The organism is Pseudomonas sp. 11/12A (genome assembly GCF_000800055.1).
In the GTDB taxonomy this organism is placed as follows: domain Bacteria; phylum Pseudomonadota; class Gammaproteobacteria; order Pseudomonadales; family Pseudomonadaceae; genus Aquipseudomonas; species Aquipseudomonas mohnii.
Window position 1 is genome coordinate 2,326,616 of the sequence record NZ_JUGV01000001.1, and the last position, 19,353, is coordinate 2,345,968.

Here is a 19,353-nt window from a genome sequence, read left to right on the forward strand (position 1 = left end):
GAACAAGCGTCACTCCCGCACCCTGCCCCGCACACACCCCGGTGTCTGCGGGGTTTTCACAATCCAGACATCGGTTTTGAAAGAAGTGAACCCATGATCGAGCATTACCCTTTGCTGCGCAGCCTGCTGATCTATCGAGAAATGCCGCGGCGCTTCGCCCTGACCGCCCTCCTGTTCTTCGTGGTCAGCGTCGGGCTGGCGGTACAACAATGCCTGGTCGGGCATGCCTTGAACGAAGTCAATAACGGCCAGGCCGTCATTCGCCTGGATGACGGCAGCCTGGATGCCAGTCGCGCGTGGTTCTGGACAGGGCTGTTGCTCGCCGTGGCGCTGGTGCGCGGTGTTGCACAGTATGCCAGTGGCGTGTTGTCGCTGGTCCTCAGCCAGGCCCTGCTCACCCGTCTGCGCGAGCGTATCCTGCAGCAAGTGCAAACCCTGCCGCTGGGCTACCACTGGGAACACGGCATGGGCGAAATGATCAGCCGTACCACCCGTGACGCGGACAAGTTGCGCGATGCGCTGATCAGCTTCTGGCGGCAACTGGTGGAAACACCGTTGATCCTGTTGGCCACGGTGGGCCTGCTGGCCTGGTACGACGCCTGGCTGGGGCTGTTGCCGTTGCTGTTGACCGGTCTGGGTCTGTGGATTTTCGTGCGCCAGACTGAACGCCTGTTGATCCTCGACCGTGAAGTGGGCGCCGCCTACGACCGGGTCAATCAGGACCTCAGCGAAGGCATCGGCGGTGTCCGGGTGATCAAGTCGTTCGCGCTGGAGGCCGGTCGTATCGATCGATTCAGCCAGCAAGTCGGTTTCTTTGCCGAGCAGGCGCGCCTTGCCCTGGCGTTTGCCAGCTCACGGATTCCGCTGCCGCAACTGATCGTTGCACTCAGCCATGTGTGGATTTTTGTCTATGGCGCCCTGCTGGTTCGCGACGGCCATCTGGGGATCGGTGAATGGGTCACTTCCCTACTGATTGCCACCACGCTGGTTTTCCGTATCGAAGGCATCGGCAGGGTAATGCAGGTGTTCGCCGATGCACGCTCGTCAGCCGAGCGCATCTGGCAATTGCTCGATGCGCCACAGACCATTCACAGCGGAACCCAGGCGTTGTCGACGCGACCGCTGGGGTTGCGCCTGGAGCATGTCACCGTTCAAGCACCGGGTGGCGGTCGAAGCATTCTGCGCGACTGCACCTTCACGCTGCAGCCCGGCGAGGTCGTCGCCCTGGTGGGGGCCACAGGCGCCGGAAAGAGTCTGCTGGCAAGCCTGTTGCCGCGCCTGACTGACCCTCAAGAGGGTACGGTGTCGCTCGGTTCCAGCCGTGATGGCTGGCAGGACGTGCGCACACTCAAGCTGGAGGAGTTGCGCAAGCGCGTGCACGTCGTGCCCCAGGAAAGCTTTCTGTTTTCCGATACCCTCGCCGCCAACCTGCGCCTGGCCGCCCCCGGGGCGAGTGATGAAAGCCTGCGCCGGGGCTTGAGCCTGGCCGCTGCCGGGGAGGTGCTGGAACGCCTTCCCCACGGGTTGGACACCTCACTGGGCGACCGCGGCGTCACGCTGTCCGGCGGCCAACGCCAACGCATCAATCTCGCGCGCGCGCTGCTGGCACGCCCCGACATCCTGTGCCTCGACGACGCCACGAGTGCGCTGGACTCACTCACTGAACGCCGGGTGATCCACAACATTCGAGGCCTGCTGCAACACGATGGGCAAACCACTACGTTGCTGATTGTCTCCAGCAAGCTGTCAACCATCCAGCTCGCCGATCGGGTGCTGGTACTGGCAGACGGGCACATTGCCGACAGCGGCACACACGCCGAGCTGGTCCAACGCAACGCTTTCTACCGTGACCTATTGGGGGTCGAACATGACTAATCCATTGCCCGGTAAAGCACTCAGCGATATCGAGATTGAGGAGGCACTGGCCAAAAAGGGGCTGGATCGCAGCATGTTCAGTCGACTGTTGCCACTGCTCGGCCCGGTGCGCTCACGCATTCTGGCAGTGATCGGGCTTGAGTTGCTGCTGGTGGTCGCCGTGTTCCTGCGTCCCTGGTTTGTCCGCGAATTGCTCGACCGCGGTCTGGTCCGCCAAGGCGATGCATGGCTGCTCGATTTGACGCTGGTCAGCCTGCTGGGCGTGGGGCTCGCTGCCACCTGGGGTGCACGTTTCCTGCTGGCCGGCCTCTCGCAATACATTGCCGGTGGCGCGGCCATTCGCGTGCTCAACGACCTGCGGGTGCGAGTGTTCAGCCACGTACAGGCGCTGAGCATCGGTTACTTCGACCGGACCAAGGCCGGCCGGATCATTTCCCGCGCGGACCGTGACGTCGACAGTCTCGAAGCGCTGCTGATCCAGGGCCCGCCGGAACTGCTCGGCGCTTTGCTGCGTTGCAGCGTCGCGTCGATCATGTTGTGGCTGATCTCACCGGTGTTTTTCCTCGGTCTGGCGGGCATCGTGCCGTTGTTGTGCGTGGCGACCTGGAGCTTCAAGAGGATCTCGCAACGCACATGGGCCAGGGTTGCGGAAAACCGCAGCCGCTTCACCGCGCACCTGGTGGAAACCGTGGCCGGAGCACGCATGATTCAGCAATGCGTACAGCAGGACCCGAACCGCTTGCGATATCGACGTTTGCTGGAAGACTTCAACGACGCCTTGATTGGCGGCAACCTGCGGTCCGGTTGGTTCGCGCCCTTTACCGGGCTGCTCGCGGCGGTTGGCATGGCAATGTTGTTGATGCTGGGAGCGTATGGCCTGGCTCAACATCAACTGACAGTCGGGCAAGTCGCCGAAAGCCTGTTCTACGTGATGCTGTTCCTCGGCCCCTTGCAGGAACTGTCCGATCTGCTCGAGCGCTATGCCACTGGCTCGGCATCGGCCCAGCGGATTTTCCTGCTGCTCGATACCCAACCGGAAATCCTCGACAGCGACACCCCGGTCCCCCTCGAAAAAGCCCGCGGCGCGGTTAACTTCGAGCACGTGACGTTTGCTTATCAGCCGGGCGCAAAAGCCGTGATCGAGGATTTTGTCCTGCGTATCCCCGCTGGTGAAGTGCTGGCGCTGGTCGGCCCTTCCGGACATGGCAAGAGCACCCTGGTGCAACTGCTCACGCGATTTTATGAAGTGCAGCACGGTGCGGTGACACTCGACGGCATCGACATCAGGCAGCTGACGCAAAAGCAACTGCGCCGCAACGTAGGCGTCGTGCTCCAGGACAATGTGCTGTTCAGCGGCACGATCCTCGACAACCTGCGACTGGTCCGCCCGGACGCCAGCGATGAACAACTGATCGCGGCGGCACAGGCACTGGGCGCCGACGAAGTGCTGGAGCGACTGCCGCTGGCCTGGCACACCGAAGTCGGTGCACTGGGTGCCCACCTCAGCCATGGACAACGACAATTGGTGTGCCTGACCCGTGCGTTCCTCGCCGACCCGGCCGTACTGGTCCTCGACGAGGCCACCTCGGCTGTCGACATCCATACCGAACGACGCATCCAGAAAGCCTTGCGGCGCCTGTGTGAAGGACGCACGGCCATCATCATTGCCCATCGACTCGCGACCATTCGCGACGCCGACCGGATTGGCGTCGTGCGCAACGGCCAACTGATCGAGTTGGGCAACCATGCCGCGCTGCTCCATCAGGGCGGGGCCTACGCCGCGTTGTATCGCACCTACGAACACAACGAACACACGCCCGCCACGCCACAGCCTGCGAGCGCCTGATGCCGCTTTGGGTTGCTGATCATCCAACGACCTTGCTGATCCATTGCTGCTGCAGCAGCAACGGATCCTGACAGCACTCGCAACCATCCCGGCAAAGCCCCTTAAGCACGGGGCTTTGCCATCGAGTCACGGCGTGGCATGCCCGTTGCAATTGCCCTTTGCAATCGGTGATCAACCGCATCCGTGAAGACCTGCCGTAACCTATGGAGTAAGCACAATGTCCCATCCCCTCGAAACACTCTGGTACACCCGCTGCCCAGTGCCGACCGGCCTCGGCATCGCCGTTCAAAAGGGTTGGCTGGAAGAAGCCCTTGAACAGCAAGGCACCCGCATCCAGTCGTTGCGTGAGTCCAGCGAACAAGCCGTGCGCGAATCCCACTTTGATCACACCCTGCAGAACTCGGTTCGCCACGGCGGCAACATCCCCGCCATTTGGGCCAAGTCCAGCGGTCGCGACACACGGGTCATCGGCTTGTCATGGGCCGATGAAATCCAGCTGATCCTGACCCTGCCCGGCAGCGACATCAAAACCGTCAAGGACCTCAAGGGACGCAAGTTCGGCCTGCCGCACTGGGTCAATGCGCAAATCGACTTCACCCGCGCACAAGCGCTGCGCGGCCTGGAAAACGCGCTCAAACTCGAAGGTCTCGAGGTCAAGGATGTCGAGCTGGTGGATTACGTCCACGGCGGCACGTTCAGCGATGAGGCCACCCAGGTCGTCAACGGCGTGGCCAACTTCGGCGGGCGTCGCAATGGTGGCCAGAACGCCGAGCTGGTGGGCCTGCTGCGCGGCGAAGTCGATGCCATTTTCCTCAAGGGCGCACACGCCGCCCAACTGGCCCACCAGTTTGGCCTGCACACCGTGATCGACACCGGCTCGCACCCGGACCCGTTGATCCGCTCGAACAACGGCACCCCACGCACGCTCAGCGTCGACAGCCATTTGCTGGATCAGCACTTCGACACGGCCGTGGCGATTCTGTCGTCGGTGGTGCGCGCCGAAGAGTGGGCCTGGACGCACCCACAGGACACCCGGCGCTTCCTGGCCCATGAAACCAACAGCAGCGAGTTCTGGGTAACTGCGGCGTATGGCACAGACGCGCACCAGCGACTGCGGACCAACCTCGATGAGCGCTCGATCAACGGCGTGCAGGACTTCACCGATTTCCTGCATCGCTGGAACTTCATCCCGGCGTCGTTCTCCGTCGCCGACTGGATCGACCCGCGTCCTCAGGAAACGCTGCGCAGTCTGGTGGCTACCCGCACCGGTTGACACATTGCCTCGGGCAGCCGGCTGTGGCCCCTGCCCGTTCCGATTTTCAGCGCCATGACCTGTCTGGACTGCCTGCATGACAAAACCTCTCGATACACTCTGGTACACCCATAGCCCGGTCCCCACCGGGCTGGGTATCGCTGTCGAATCCGGCCGTCTTGCCGAAGCATTTCGCCCTTACGGCACCAATATTCAAGGCTTGCGCGAATCCTCCGATCGGGAAGTGCGCGAGGCGCATTTCGACCACCACCTGGACAACTCGGTCCGTCATGGCGGAAATACCCCGGCGATCTGGGCCAAAGCCAGCGGCAAGAGCACCCGCGTGCTGGGTCTGTCCTGGAGCGACGAAGTCCAGTTGATCCTGACCACCCCGGAAAGCGGGATCAAAAGCACCCGTGATCTGCGCAACCGGCGTTTCGGCATCCCAAAATGGGCCAACGTGCAGATCGATTTTGGTCGCGCCCAGGCACTGCGCTCCCTGGAAAACGCCCTGCAACTCGAGGGGTTGGGTATCGCTGACGTCGAACTGGTGGATTATCCCTACGGCGGTACTCACAGCGACGAACCGATCCAGCATGTGTTCGGCGCACAAATAGCCTTGAAGAATCGACGGCGCAACAATGAGTTGATCGGCCTGTTGCGCGGCGACATCGATGCGGTCTTCGCCAAGGGCGCACATGGAGTACTACTGGCTGAAGAGTTCGGGCTTCAGGTGGTGATCGATACCGGATCGCACCCGGACCCGATGATTCGCAGCAACATCGGTACTCCGCGTACCCTGACGGTGGATCAGCACATGCTCGACGAGCATTTCGATGCAGCGGCGTTGATCGTCGAAACCGTGTTGCGGGCCGAACAGTGGGCCTGGAGCCACGCCGACGAAACCCGACGCTTCCTCGCCCGCGAACTCAATACCAGCGAATATTTCGTCGCCGCTGCCTACGGCGAAGACGCGCACCGCAGACTGGTCACCCGCCTCGAGGAAAGGTCCCTGCTGGCCCTGCAGGACCTGACCCGTTTCCTCCATCGGCATCATTTCATCGACCATGCCTTCAACGTACGCGATTGGGTTGATCCCCGGCCGCTGGAGTCGGTGCTGGGTAAAACCAGGCTGGCCATCTGATGAGCAGCCTGATCAGTGTCGCGGCTCAGCCCCGCGTGTTCATTCGACGGCTCCGGCCCAATCGGCTCAGCTGGTTTGTTTCGCCGCTCCTGGTGCTGCTGGCCTGGGCGCTGGTCGCGCAATCCGGCCTCTACTCCGAGCAGTTGCTGGTGCCACCGGCAGTGGTCTGGGACACCTTCAACGACCTGCTGGACAGTGGCGAACTGCTTGAGCACACCCGCTTCAGCCTGAGTCGCCTGGGCCTGGGTTTCGCACTCGGCGCCAGCGGCGGATTGCTGTTCGGGATCGCCCTGGCCCTGTCGAAAACGGTCGAGGTGTATTGCTCGCCGTTGTTTCACACCCTGCGCCAGATCCCGTCTATTGCCTTGATCCCCATGTTCATCCTGGCCTTCGGCGTGGAAGAGACGTTCAAGATCCTGATCGTCACCAAAGCGGTGTTTTTCCCGGTCGCACTGGCTACCAGCGAAGGGATCAAGGCGATCCCGCGCAACTACTTTGAGGTCGGGCGAATTTACCGATTACCGCTGCGGCATCTGATCTTCGACATTGCTTTTCCGGCCGCCGCACCGCCGATTCTCACGGGAGTTCGCATCGGCCTGAGCCGGGCCTGGATGGTCCTTGTGGCCGCCGAACTGCTGGCGGCCAACAGCGGCCTGGGGCAGATGATCGAGATGGCGCGACAGTTGATGCGCATCGACATCGTGATGGTCGGCGTGGTCGTGATCGGGCTGATCGGCTTCGTCCTCGACCATGGCTTTCGCCTGCTGGAAAAACGCCTGTTCCGCTGGAAAACCCGTTAGGAGAATCACATGAATTCACTGGTTCACCTGCTGCGTAGAGGTCGTGGCTTGTTGCTGCCGATGGTACTGATCGGCCTGTGGGAAATCGCCTCGCGCCAGGGCACCGCGCAGGCTTATGCGTTTGTACCCCTGGAAGTGATCGGCCAAGGCCTGGTGGAGTTGATCGACAGCGGTGCGTTGCTGATCAGCACGCTGGCCAGCCTGCAACGTACCTGCATCGGGTTACTGCTGGGGGTCACGCTGGGCATTGCCGTTGGTGCATCCATGGCGATGTCGACCGTGGTCGAGCGGGTCATCGGGCCGCTTTACCACATGATGCGACAAGTGCCGATCCTGGGACTGATCCCGCTGATCGCCCTGTGGTTCGGCAGTGGTGAGGGAGCCAAGATACTGATCGTCAGCCTCGCCGCGTTCTACCCCATGACGCTCAACACCTTTGAAGGCTTCAGCCATATCGAACCGCGATACCGGGAAGTCGGCCGGGTTTTCGAATTTGGACCGGTTCAGCAACTGACCCAGGTGCTACTGCCGAGCGCCCTGCCCTCCATCGCCAACGGTGCGCTGCATGCCCTGGCATTCGCCTGGGTGAGTTCCGTCGGTGTCGAGTTGTTTCTCTCGACTGGCGCGGGGCTGGGCAACCTGATGATGAATGCCGAGGCGGGCTCACGCATGGAAGTCGTGGTCATCGGCGTGCTCTGCATCGGCCTGCTCGGCTACGCAATGAACCAATTGTTCACGCGCTTGAGCCAGCACCTGCTGCGCTGGCGCGACACTCGTTAAAGGCTGGATCAATCATGAACGCATCACTCAAGCAACATTGGCTGGATCAGACCACCCACCTGCCGGGTTCCCTGGACATACGCGGCCTGGGCAAGCAGTACGCCATCGAAGGCAAACCGTTAACGGTGCTCCAGGACATCAACCTGTCGGTCAAACCCGGTGAATTCGTCAGCATCGTCGGTGCCAGCGGCTGCGGAAAATCTTCCTTGCTGCGTTTGATTGTCGGCCTTGAAGCCCAGTACAGCGGCGACATCCTGCTCGATGGAAAACGTATCGACTCCACCAGCCTGGAACGCGGCATCGTGTTCCAGGACCACCGCTTGTTCCCGTGGAAAACCGTCGAGCAAAACATCGCGGTGGCCCTGAAAAACCACCCCCTGACGAAAAAGGAGAAAACCCGATTGGTGGCTGAACACATTCAGCTGGTCAATTTGCAAGGGTTTGAAAATGCCTACCCGCATCAGTTGTCCGGTGGCATGGCACAGCGTGCAGCAATTGCCCGCGCGTTGATCAACAAACCGAAAATCCTCTTGCTCGACGAACCGTTTGGCGCCCTCGACGCGCTGACTCGCGTCCACCTGCAACGCGAGCTGCAACGCCTGTGGGTGCAGCAACGCAGCACGATGATCATGGTCACTCACGACGTCGAAGAAGCGCTGTACCTCGGCGATCGGGTGATCGTCATGGACGCTCGTCCGGGGCGCATCAAACACGAAATCCACGTCAACCTGCCCCACCCTCGCGAACGCCATTCGCCGCGCTTGCAGAAGCTCAAGGACGAGCTGCTGACCGAGCTGGTCGGCAGCGATCACGTCGAGGTTACGCACGTGTAGGTGTCATTAGCGCGTGGTTTCGTCGCTCCCGCGGTGATTGCCAGCGGGCCTTCAAGGGCGGGTTTGAGCCGTTACGGCCCCTTGCATCCCGGTGTTTTACAGCCACCGAAATCCAGCAAATCAATATTCCTTAAACGAATAACTAAATTCGAATTAAGAATTTTTTAATCTAAATGAATATCGTGCATGATTCTTCGGCGGTCTTAGCTACAGGAATAGCACCATGGCACTGATTACACATCCCCATGCTCGCGAACTGACCAAATCGGTCCGGGCCACCGTACTGGTGTTCAAGGACCCTCGTTCACTGGAACTGCTCAATCGCATCGAGCGCCTGGCGCCCAGCGATGCCAACGCGCTGATCATGGGCGAAACCGGCACCGGCAAAGAACTGGTCGCGCGGCACATTCACAATCTCAGTCATCGTCGTAACGAACCCTTCGTCGCGGTCAACTGCGGAGCGTTTGCCGAGACACTGGTGGAAAGCGAATTGTTCGGTCACGAGAAAGGCGCTTTCACCGGCGCCACCACCAGCAAGGCCGGATGGTTCGAAGCCGCCAAGGGCGGCACGCTGTTTCTCGATGAAATAGGCGACTTGCCGCTGAACATGCAAGTCAAGCTTCTGCGAGTGCTGCAGGAGCGCGAAGTGGTGCGCCTGGGCTCGCGCACGCCGATCCCGATCAATGTGCGTCTGGTGTCCGCCACCAACGTCAACCTGGCCGATGCGGTGGTCGCCGGCAACTTTCGCGAGGACTTGTTCTACCGTCTGCACGTCGCAACGATTCGCCTGCCGGCACTGCGTGAACGGCCGGGCGACATCCTTCCCCTGGCAGAATTTTTCCTTGAAGAACATTGCCAGCGACTTGGCTACAACCGCGCCACATTGAGCCCGGAATGCGAACGCAAGCTGCTCGAGCACAGTTGGCCGGGAAACATCCGCGAGCTGGAAAACTCCATTCATCACGCGTTGCTCGTGTGCCTGAACAAGCGTGTGCAACCGGAAGACTTGCACCTTGTGGACATGCGCAACCACGGCGCTCGCACGAACGGTTCGCCATTGGCCGTTGCTACCGCCCAGTCGCCTGCGAGCCTGGAAGAAGCACTGGCCAAACTGTTCGAACAGAACCTGCCAAACCTTTACGAGCACATCGAAGAAACGGTGTTTCGTGAGGCGTATCGGTTTTGCCATGGCAATCAATTGCAGACCGGGAGAGTCTTGGGCATCAGTCGCAACATTGTGCGCGCCCGTCTGGAAAAGATCGGCGTACTCGCTCAATCGCCGCGCAGCGCCAGCCTGGAGGCCGCTAAACACTGAGCCTGCTTGCTGCTACAGCAGCAGTCGGACAGCAACGTTGCTGCGTGAATGGCAGCTCCCCATCGAGTAATGAACACCACCGAGGCCTCCTCCCCCAAAGCCGACAGCCACCAGGCCCGTTTGGAAAGGTTGGGCACAGTAATTGCTCTTTTGCTCTGTACAGCCTTTTTCATAACTGGAGTCAGTAATGGGCAAAGTCCAAACCACTGCCGAGGTGCCGGAGGCGCTATGGAGCCAGGCGCCGGTTGGCGCGCTGGTCGACCTCGGCCGGGCACCTCGAGTGCCGTTGGAGCGACTGCGGTTGCAGCGAGCACCCAAAGACGTGTTAAGCCGCCGTGAAGGCGTCTTGCTCGGGGTGCTCGCGTTGTTGGCACACGGCGCGGTGATCTTCTGGATCATTCAGCAACCGACCACGGTATTGCCTGTCGTGCCGCCGCAGATTCCGCCGATGACCATCGAGTTCTCGCAACCGGCACCACCCGTCGTCGAACCGCCACCGCCGCCACCGCCACCGCCACCCGTGGTCGAACCACCGCCGCCCATCGTCGACGAACTGGCCGCGAAACCAGCGCCCAAGCCGATTCCAAAACCCAAGCCCGTGGTCAAGCCGGCGCCCAAGCCTGTACCCAAAGCGGTCGAGCAACCGCCGGCGCCACCACAACCGCCAGCACCGGTCGCAGCACCGCCCGCCCCTGCGGCACCCGCTCCGGTGACGCCGGCTTCGGCCAATGCGGCGTACCTGAAGAACCCGGCGCCGGAGTACCCGTCGCTGGCGCAGCGTCGCGGTTGGGAAGGCACGGTGCTGTTACGGGTCCAGGTTCTGCCAAGCGGCAAACCGGGTGAGATCCAGATCCAGAAAAGCAGTGGTCGCCAGCAACTCGACGACGCGGCGTTGAATGCCGTGAAACGCTGGAGTTTCGTACCGGCCAAACAGGGCGATGTCGCCCAGGTCGGCTGGGTCAGCGTGCCCATCGATTTCAAAATCAATTAATGACTGAGGGGCGTACTCATCGCGCCCCATGCCGAGGGAAAACATCATGACGTTACTGGCCTCTCCACTTGAATCCATCGAAAGCGCGGTCATCTGGCTGCTGGTGGTATTTTCCGTCGCCACCTGGGGCCTGGCCCTGCTCAAGGGCGTGCAATTCGGTCGCCTGAAAGCGCAGGATCGCAGGTTCCACAAACAGTTCTGGGCCGCGCCGAGCCTGGGCTCGGCTGCGGCATTGGCCGACACCCAACCCGGTGCCGCGGCACGCGTGGCACAGGCCGGTTATGCCGCGATCCAGGTCGGTGAAACACCGCATGCGGCTGACCTGAGTCAGGCGATCAATCATCAGGACCGCCTCGAACGCGCCTTGCGCCAACAGATCGTAAGGGAACGCCGGTCGCTGGAAACCGGGCTGGCGGTGGTCGCGAGTATTGGCAGTACGTCGCCGTTCATTGGTTTGTTCGGCACCGTGTGGGGCATCATGGAAGCCTTGAAAGGCATCAGCGCGGCCGGTTCCGCCAGCCTGGAAACCGTCGCCGGCCCCATCGGGGCCGCCCTGGTCGCCACTGGCGTGGGGATTGCCGTCGCCGTGCCCGCGGTGCTGGTCTACAACTACTTCCTGCGGCGACTGAAGCTGACCGCTGCCGACCTCGACGATTTCGCCCATGATTTCTACAGCCTCGCGCAGAAGAACGCATTCCGTGTCCAGGTGAATCCGGTCACCCGCAAGGTGGCGGTCCCGGGCAACGCGCACAAAGTGCAGGAGGCTTCCTGAGATGGCCTTCTCCACGCAAGACAGCGACGAGGTGCTGAGCGAGATCAACGTGACACCGCTGGTGGACGTGATGCTGGTACTGCTGGTGGTGTTCATTGTCACCGCCCCCCTGCTGACCAACGCCATTCCGATCAATCTGCCCAAGACCGAAGCCGTGGCACCGGTCGAGCAAAAGGACCCGTTGGTGGTGAGCATTGATGCGGCCGGCAAGCTGTTCATCAACAAGGACGAGATCCAGCCGGACTTGCTGGAACTCAACCTGCAGGCGGCCAAGGCCAAGGACCCCGACGTGCGGGTGCAATTGCAGGCCGATGACGGGGTGAACTATGGCGAAGTGGCGCGGGCGATGGCATCGATCGAACGCGCCGGCATCACCAAGCTGTCAGTGATTACTGCGCGATAAAATTCCTCTGGTTCTTGCGGGCCGTCCTCTGCATGGAGACGGCCCTTTTTTTGCCTGCTGCGCCAGCAGCACCCTTCCCGCACACCTGCTGAACGCCCAGCAGCATTCGCCGAAAAATACATATAACTTATTGTTTTTTATGCATTTAATTTAATGGCATATCGCTTGCAACGCTGTTCCCATCGTTTTCAAACCGTGGAACTAGACGTATGCAATATCTGAGTGGATTCAAACACACAAGCCTGGCCATTTCGGTGTCCGGCACTTTGCTGATATCGGGTTATGCCACTGCGCAAACCCGGGACTCAGTGCTCGACACCGTTGTCGTGCAGGGGCAGAGCGAGACCGCCGAAACCTTTGTCGGCGATGCGAAAAAAGAGAAGGCACCTGAATCCAGAGCCACGTTGAGCAAGGCCCAACTGGAGAAATTTGTCGGCCTGGACAGCGCGGTCACGGGCGCACTGAAGTACCTGCCGGGGGTGCACTCAAGCGGCGGCGATTCCAGCGGCATCACCGAAGGTTCGCTGAACATTCGCGGGTTCTCGCAAGATCAGTTGGGCTTTACCCGCGATGGCATTCCACTGAACGACCCGCAGTTCTTGACACCCCACGCGGACTTCCTCGGTGACCCGGAGAACTATGAATCGGTGTCGGTGTTGTACGGCTCCGCTTCGATCAACGCACCGACCCTGACCGCCAGCGGCGGCAGCGTCGAGATCAAATCAGTCGCCCCGACCAAGGAAAGCGGCGTTCTGTACAAGCAAAACATCGGCAGCAACAACCTCTATCGCTCATTCGTGCGGGTCAATACCGGCGAGTACGAGGGCCTGTCAGCGTGGCTGTCGGCATCGCGCACCACTGGCGATCTGTGGGACGACTCGGACGGTGAGCTGTCGTCCAATCGCTACGAAGGCAACCTGCAATACAAATGGGGCGATGGCAACCAGATCAATGCGCTGTTCTCCAGCTTCCTGATGCGCACCAACACCTATCTGTCGCCGACCCTGGCGCAGTACCGGGCCAACGATTACGACCACGGCTACCCGCGCAATGTCTACCCCACCGAGGGTGGCACCGATGGCGTGGCCGACATCACCGTGCCCGGTAGCAGCGCGGAAAACTCACGGGCCGACTTCAAAATCCAGACCTATGGCCTCAACGGCCTGTTCAATCTGTCCGACGGCGCCCAGTTGAAGATCAATCCGTACTACGTACGCGTCACCGAAGGCACGGCGTCCATCGCCACGGCGGCGGTAAACGAACGCAAGCTGGGCACTGACGTCAACCTTGACGGCGATGCATTGGACCCGGTGGTGCCGGCATCGCTGCAACTGTTCCCGACCCAGTACCGTATCGGTTCGAGCAATAGCCTGGATTTGACCCTTGCCGAGAACAACGTCCTGCAACTTGGGCTCTGGGCCGACTACACCCACGCGCGCAATCAGTTCGTGTTCACGCCGATCAAAAGCAACGGCAAACCGGCCAGCATCGATGGCAGCGACTCGATCCGCGATAGCCGCGGCAATATCGTCTACAACACCAACCAGGCAAATCAGATCACCACGCAGAAACTCTGGGTTCAGGACACCTGGAACATCAACAGCGCGCTCGCCCTGACCACTGGCCTGGCCTGGCAACACACCGAGCTCAAGGGTGCGGACCGCCTTAGCGGCTACGACAACACCGAAGACTACAACCGTTTCCTGCCCAGCCTGAGCCTCAGCTACCAGCTCGATCAGCAAAACCAGCTCTACTACAACACCACCTCGAATATGCGCGTACCGGCCATCGCATCGGTCTACGGCCGAATCAACGGCGGCGAAAAGCAGAAACCCGAGTTGACCTGGAACCAGGAGATCGGCTGGCGCTACAGCACTGACACGACGCTGGTCAGTGCCGCAGTGTTCTACGACAAGTTCAAGGACCGCCAGGCCGCCTATTCACCGGTGACCGGCGTGACCGAGTACTTCAACGCCGGCAACGTCACCACCAAGGGCCTGGAACTAGCGGTGAACGGCAAGCTGCCGGCCAACTTCAACTACTTCAGCTCATTCACCTGGCTCAGCTCGACCCAGGACTCGGATTACAGCGCCGCCGGTCTCACCGCCGACACCCAGGGCAATCAACTCTTCGACGCCCCCCATCGCCTGGTCAGCGCGGGCATCGGCTATGACAACCAAGCGTTCTACGCCAACTTCCTCGGGCGTTACACCGGCAGCTACTACGGCGACCTGGCGAACACCCAGAAAATCGGCGGTTACACAATCTTCGACCTGAACCTGGGGTATCGCTTCAAGGACTTGGTCAGCGGGCTCAAGGAAACCACCATCAGCCTTAACGCCAACAACATTTTCGACAAGCAATACCTCTCCGGCGTCAAGTCCGGAACCATCAACGCCGACCCGACCAACCCCGACTTCTACGGTGCGCCGCAGTACTACAAAGGGCAGCCACGCTCGTTGGTCGCCTCGCTGACTGTCGGTTTCTGAACCGCCCTTTCGATTTTGCAAGGGACGGTCTGACCGTCCCGAGGAGCAGGCATGAGCATTGAACATTACGACTACATCATCGTCGGGGGCGGCAGCGCCGGCAGTGTCATTGCCAATCGGCTGTCCGCACGCGCCGACCGACGCGTGTTATTGATCGAGGCCGGCGCCGACACACCCGACAGCAACACCCCGGCGGAAATCCTCGACGGCCTGCAACCCTGGCGCCCGCGTCTGGCGGGCGAGCGGTATTTCTGGCCGGACCTGACCATTTTGCGCGCCAGCGAACACCCGGACATCCCGCGAGACGCCCAGGTGTATGAACAGGGGCGCATTCTCGGCGGCGGCTCGAGCGTCAACATGATGGTCGCCAACCGAGGCTTGCCTCGCGACTACGACGAGTGGGCGCAACAAGGCGCCGATGGCTGGAACTGGCAAGGGGTGCTGCCGTATTTTCGCAAGCTGGAGCGCGACCTCGACTTCGGCCAGAGCGACCCGGAGCAACACGGCCATGAGGGTCCGCTGCCGATTGCCCGCGTCGACTCACGATACTGGGGCAGTTTCACCCGCGCCTCCGCGCAAGCCTTGCAGGCCCTGGGCCTGAACAATATCGTCGATCAGAACGGGCGGTTCGAGGACGGTTACTTCGCCCCGACCGTAGCCATCGAACATGACCAACGGGTGTCGAGCGCTCGTGCTTACCTCACCCCCCAAGTGCGTGCCCGCAGCAACCTGACCCTGTGGACCGACACCCCGGTGCGACAACTGATCCTGAGCGGCAACCGGGTGACCGGGGTGCAAGTCCTGCGCGACGGCAAGCGGCTGGAGGTATCGGGCAACGAGGTAATCCTGACCGCCGGGGCGCTGCAATCACCGGCGTTTCTGTTGCGCGCCGGTATCGGCCCGGCGGACCAACTGCGCGATCTGGGCATTGCGGTCGTCGCCGACCGTTCAGGCGTTGGGCGCAACCTCTGGGACCACAGTTCGATCGGACTCACCGCTACCCTGCACGACCCGCTCGCACCGAGCGACGAGCCCGGTGCCGCCCACTTGCTCGCCGCACGTGTTTCGTCCGGTGTCGCGCCCGGCGTGCCGGCGGATTTATACCTGGGCATCGCGCCCAATGCCGCGCTCGGTACCGCGAGTGCGGTGCTGTGGGTGAATAAACCGAGCTCCACTGGCCACCTGCGGTTACGCAGCGTCGACCCGATGGATTACCCGGCGGTGGAGTTCAACCTGCTGTCGGACCGGCGCGATCTGGATCGATTGCGCGAAGGGTTGCGTGTACTTGCCCGTGTGTTCGCCGACCCGGCGGTAGCCGCATTCAGTGGCCCGCCGCGCTTGAGCCGTTTCGCCCAGGCCTCGACCGATGGACCGCTACTTTCCGAACTCCTGGCCAACGACGTGGCGCTTGAGCGCTACCTGCGCACCCACGTCGGTGGTGTCTGGCATGCCAGTGGCACCTGCCGTATCGGTCGACCCGATGACCCGCTGGCCGTGGTCGATCACGCCGGCAAAGTGTATGGCGTACAGGGCTTGCGGGTGGCCGATGCTTCGGTGATGCCGAGCATTCCAGCCGCCAACACCAACCTGCCGACCCTGATGATCGCCGAGAAAATCGCCGACGCCATTCTTACCGACGCTTGAGGACCTTTACCATGACCCACTATGCCTTGTTGATCGATGGGCAATTGCAAACCGCTGAACACCTGGATGAGGTGCTCGATCCTGCCACCGAACAGGTCGTCGGCTACGCCGCGCGTGCCAGCGAAGCTCAGGTCGATGCAGCGGTTGAAGCGGCGCAACGTGCGTTTGCCGCCTGGGCTGCCGACCCGCAGGCGCGACGCCATGCACTGGCCCTGGCCGCGGCAATACTGCGGGAAAACAGTCAACAGATCGCTGAACTGATCAGCCTCGAGCAAGGACGGCCAGTGCGCTTCACCCTTGGCGAAGTGGCTGGCGCAGCGGCTACGTTCGATCACTACGCCAGCTTTGATACACCACCCGCCGAAGTACTGCGCGATGATGAACAGCGCCTGGTGCGTATCGAGCGACGCCCCTTGGGTGTCGTCGCAGCCATCACCCCCTGGAACGTGCCGATCATCCTGCTCGTGCTCAAACTCGCTCCGGCGCTGCACGCCGGCAACACCCTGGTGGCCAAACCGTCGGAGCACACGCCGTTATCCACATTGTTGCTGGGGCATTTGTTGAAGGATGTATTCCCGGCCGGCGTACTGAACATTGTGGCCGGTGACGGCGCAATCGGTGAGCGGTTGAGCCGTCATCCGCAGGTTCGGCATATCACCTTCACCGGCAGTGTTGCCACCGGCAAGAACCTGTATGCAGGCGCCGCCGACGATCTGAAGCGCCTGACCCTGGAGCTGGGCGGAAATGACGCGGCACTGGTGCTGGCGGACGCCGATATCCCTGCCATCGCCGAGTCGCTGTTCTGGGGCGCGTTCTGGAACAGCGGCCAGGTGTGCTTTGCGATCAAGCGGTTGTACGTGCACCAGAGCCTGTTCGAACCGCTGGTTGCCGCACTGGTGGCACGCGCCGAAAAAACCCGCCTGGGCAGCGGCCTGGACCCCGACACCGAATTGGGTCCGCTGACCAATCGCCAGCAACTGGAGCGGGTCAAGGCTCTGGTGGCCGACGCCCGCGCCCACGGTGCTGTGGTTCATACCGGCGGCACACAGCCTGATGGCCCCGGCTACTTCTTCGCTCCGACCATCGTCAGCGGCATAGGCGCCGGTGTCGCGCTCGTCGATGAAGAGCAGTTTGGCCCGGTGCTGCCGGTGATTGCCTTCGACGATGTCGAGGATGCGATCCGCCAGGCCAATGCCAGTCCCTTCGGCCTCGGCGCCTCGGTCTGGACCCGGGACGTTGCCTGGGGCGAAGCCATTGCGCGACGCCTCGACGCCGGTCTGGCATGGGTCAACCAACATCTGGACGTGCACCCCGGCGCACCGAAGGGCGGCTACAAATGGAGCGGCCTGGGCTACGAAGGCGGGCTACGCGGCTATGACGCCTTCAGCGACCTTCAAGTCATCAACATTGCCCGGCGCTGAGCCTGGCCCCCATCCCAACCATCAAGGATTTTCCTATGCGTGCCGGTAGCTGGCCCTCGATTATTCTCACCCTCGCATTCGCCGTGATCATTGCGGCGTGCCATGGCAAAACCATTCTGTTGATCGCCGACATTGCCAAGGCCTATTCGGTCAGCCCCTCTCACGCCAGTTGGGTGGTCTCGGCGGTGGCCATCGTCGCCGCCCTGGCCTCGCCCATTGTCAACTGGGCCGTGGCGCGGGTGGGCGAGCGGCGCGCGATTATCTCGGGGTTACTGGTCGCGGCGCTCTCCAGCTACGCCGCCAGCCGCAGCGAAAACTTCTTCGTATTGCTGACTCTTCGAGTGATCGAAGGCGCCGGCTACATCTGCGTGGTGCTGAGTGCGTTGGCCCTGTTGATCCACACCACGGCGGGCAAACGACGCACCAGTGCCCTGGCGTTCTGGTCGGTGGCTTCACCACTGGGTGGTGCGATCGCGATTTTCGCGGTGTCGCCCTATATCGGCGGTGCTCATGAAGAATGGCGCATAGCGTTCAGCGGGCATGCGGTAGTGCTGTTACTGCTGTTGCTGGCCACCCCGCTGCTGCCATCGATCAACCTTGCCAACCGCGTGGAGCGCAAACCGCTGTCACAGGTGTTCCGGATCTATGCCGACCCGTCGGTGCTGCGTCTGGCGCTCGCGGTCGGCGCACCGCTGACCGTGGCGCTGGGGCTGATTACCATTACGCCGACCTACCTGATTAACGTGTTGAATGTGGCACCTGCGACGATCGGGGTGATTTCCACTGTCGGAATTCTCTCGAGTGTGGTGGCTGGACTGTTCGCAGGCTTCATTCTCAACCTGCGCTTGATTGGCCCGTTAAGTGTGGTGACCAGCGCGTTGATCGGTGTCGGCCTGGAAGTCCTGGTGTTCATTCCGGGTGTAAGCGCCGAGTGGGCGATTGGGGCAAAAGTGATACAGGGCTTTTTCACCAGTTTCGTGGTGGCCTGGGTGTTTACCAGTATCCCGAAGATGACCCGTAATGGCGATGTGATGGGGGCCGGCGGCATCGCGGAACAGGCACTTTATCTGTCGATGTTTCTCGGCCCGGTGCTGCTCTACCCGCTGTTCACACTGCCCTCGCGCCTGCCGTTTTTTGCAACCTTGATCGTTGCCAACCTGTTGCCGCTATTTCTGCTGCCACTGGGCCTCAAGCGCAACGACGACAGCGGTTCGTTCGAGCCCCGGCAAAACAGCTTCAGCACAGAGGAAGTCACCCACGGCTGAATTAATCGACCATCTCGCACAGCATCACGTAGAGCACGAGCAGCTTCCAGGCTGACTTCAGGATGAAATCAGCAGCGCTCGGACCTGTTCAACGGCGGCGCGGGCACAACACTCATCGATGGTTTCGGAGGCGCCGGAAACACCAATGGCACCAATCACCTGTCCATCATGCAAAAAGGGCTCTCCCCCACCGAACATCGCCATGTTGCGCTGCAGCGGTAACCCCTGACGGACGCCTTCCGAGCATTTTTCCAGACGCTCCTGCCAAGCCTTGGTGGAAATGCCAAACCCTGCGGCAGTTAGCGCTTTGTTCAGCGCGATATCCCGCGATTGCCTGGGCGCCATGTCCATATGCGCGCTGTGAATCGGTTGCCCGCCAGCATCGACGACCACGATGCTGATGCGTACTTGCTCTTCTTCGGCCCTGTCCAAAGCCGATTGCAGCGCCTGCATGGCCAGTCTCAGGGTGATGGTGGATTGCTGTCGTACAAGTTCGTTCATGCTGTGGCCTTGTCTCTTGGGC

16 protein-coding genes are annotated in these 19,353 nt (G+C 61.6%); 15 read left to right on the forward strand and 1 reads right to left on the reverse strand.

Translation table 11 applies throughout. The features are described 5' to 3' along the window. The first annotated feature begins 93 nt into the window (after positions 1 to 93). The 15 genes from GQ39_RS10705 (at position 94) to GQ39_RS10775 (ending at position 18,830) form a co-directional block, all read left to right on the forward strand. Positions 94 to 1,875 carry an ABC transporter ATP-binding protein gene (locus GQ39_RS10705; protein WP_047529611.1) on the forward strand — a complete coding sequence of 594 codons (1,782 nt, stop codon included), beginning with the start codon at positions 94 to 96 and terminating at the stop codon, positions 1,873 to 1,875. Continuing rightward, positions 1,868 to 3,721 carry an ABC transporter ATP-binding protein gene (locus tag GQ39_RS10710; RefSeq protein ID WP_047529613.1) on the forward strand — a complete coding sequence of 618 codons (1,854 nt, stop codon included), beginning with the start codon at positions 1,868 to 1,870 and terminating at the stop codon, positions 3,719 to 3,721. Before GQ39_RS10705 ends, GQ39_RS10710 begins: the two co-directional genes overlap by 8 nt. A 217-nt stretch (positions 3,722 to 3,938) precedes the next feature. After that, on the forward strand, positions 3,939 to 4,994 hold the full coding sequence (locus GQ39_RS10715) for an ABC transporter substrate-binding protein (RefSeq protein WP_047529615.1): 1,056 nt from the start codon (positions 3,939 to 3,941) through the stop codon (positions 4,992 to 4,994). 76 nt (positions 4,995 to 5,070) lie between these two features. Next, positions 5,071 to 6,117 (forward strand): ABC transporter substrate-binding protein, encoded by a 1,047-nt coding sequence (locus GQ39_RS10720; protein WP_047529617.1) that lies wholly within the window; start codon positions 5,071 to 5,073, stop codon positions 6,115 to 6,117. Continuing rightward, positions 6,117 to 6,917 (forward strand): ABC transporter permease, encoded by an 801-nt coding sequence (locus GQ39_RS10725; RefSeq protein ID WP_081997890.1) that lies wholly within the window; start codon positions 6,117 to 6,119, stop codon positions 6,915 to 6,917. The genes GQ39_RS10720 and GQ39_RS10725 overlap by 1 nt, the downstream gene beginning before the upstream one ends. A gap of 9 nt (positions 6,918 to 6,926) precedes the next feature. Next, complete coding sequence (locus tag GQ39_RS10730; protein ID WP_047529619.1) at positions 6,927 to 7,697, forward strand: ABC transporter permease; 771 nt, start codon at positions 6,927 to 6,929, stop codon at positions 7,695 to 7,697. A gap of 14 nt (positions 7,698 to 7,711) precedes the next feature. Beyond that, positions 7,712 to 8,530: an ABC transporter ATP-binding protein gene (locus GQ39_RS10735; RefSeq protein ID WP_047529621.1), complete on the forward strand. Its 819-nt coding sequence runs from the start codon at positions 7,712 to 7,714 to the stop codon at positions 8,528 to 8,530. Between the two features lie 223 nt (positions 8,531 to 8,753). Then, entirely contained in the window at positions 8,754 to 9,845 is a 1,092-nt protein-coding gene (locus GQ39_RS10740; protein ID WP_047529623.1) for a sigma-54 interaction domain-containing protein, read from the forward strand. A gap of 187 nt (positions 9,846 to 10,032) precedes the next feature. Beyond that, entirely contained in the window at positions 10,033 to 10,836 is an 804-nt protein-coding gene (locus GQ39_RS10745) for an energy transducer TonB (protein ID WP_047529625.1), read from the forward strand. 46 nt (positions 10,837 to 10,882) lie between these two features. Then, entirely contained in the window at positions 10,883 to 11,608 is a 726-nt protein-coding gene (locus GQ39_RS10750) for a MotA/TolQ/ExbB proton channel family protein (RefSeq protein ID WP_047529626.1), read from the forward strand. Position 11,609: 1 nt separating this feature from the next. Beyond that, positions 11,610 to 12,011, forward strand: a complete 402-nt coding sequence (locus tag GQ39_RS10755) for an ExbD/TolR family protein (protein WP_047529628.1) — start codon at positions 11,610 to 11,612, stop codon at positions 12,009 to 12,011. Positions 12,012 to 12,220: 209 nt separating this feature from the next. Then, positions 12,221 to 14,500, forward strand: a complete 2,280-nt coding sequence (locus tag GQ39_RS10760; RefSeq protein ID WP_047529630.1) for a TonB-dependent receptor family protein — start codon at positions 12,221 to 12,223, stop codon at positions 14,498 to 14,500. A gap of 51 nt (positions 14,501 to 14,551) precedes the next feature. Continuing rightward, positions 14,552 to 16,144, forward strand: a complete 1,593-nt coding sequence (locus GQ39_RS10765) for a GMC family oxidoreductase (protein ID WP_047529632.1) — start codon at positions 14,552 to 14,554, stop codon at positions 16,142 to 16,144. A gap of 11 nt (positions 16,145 to 16,155) precedes the next feature. Continuing rightward, entirely contained in the window at positions 16,156 to 17,565 is a 1,410-nt protein-coding gene (locus GQ39_RS10770; RefSeq protein ID WP_047529634.1) for an aldehyde dehydrogenase family protein, read from the forward strand. A gap of 35 nt (positions 17,566 to 17,600) precedes the next feature. Continuing rightward, positions 17,601 to 18,830: an MFS transporter gene (locus GQ39_RS10775; RefSeq protein ID WP_081997891.1), complete on the forward strand. Its 1,230-nt coding sequence runs from the start codon at positions 17,601 to 17,603 to the stop codon at positions 18,828 to 18,830. A 57-nt stretch (positions 18,831 to 18,887) separates the two neighbouring features. Here the strand turns inward: GQ39_RS10775 and GQ39_RS10780 are convergent, their stop codons facing one another. After that, on the reverse strand, positions 18,888 to 19,331 hold the full coding sequence (locus GQ39_RS10780) for a GlcG/HbpS family heme-binding protein (protein ID WP_047529636.1): 444 nt from the start codon (positions 19,329 to 19,331) through the stop codon (positions 18,888 to 18,890). Positions 19,332 to 19,353 lie beyond the last annotated feature (22 nt).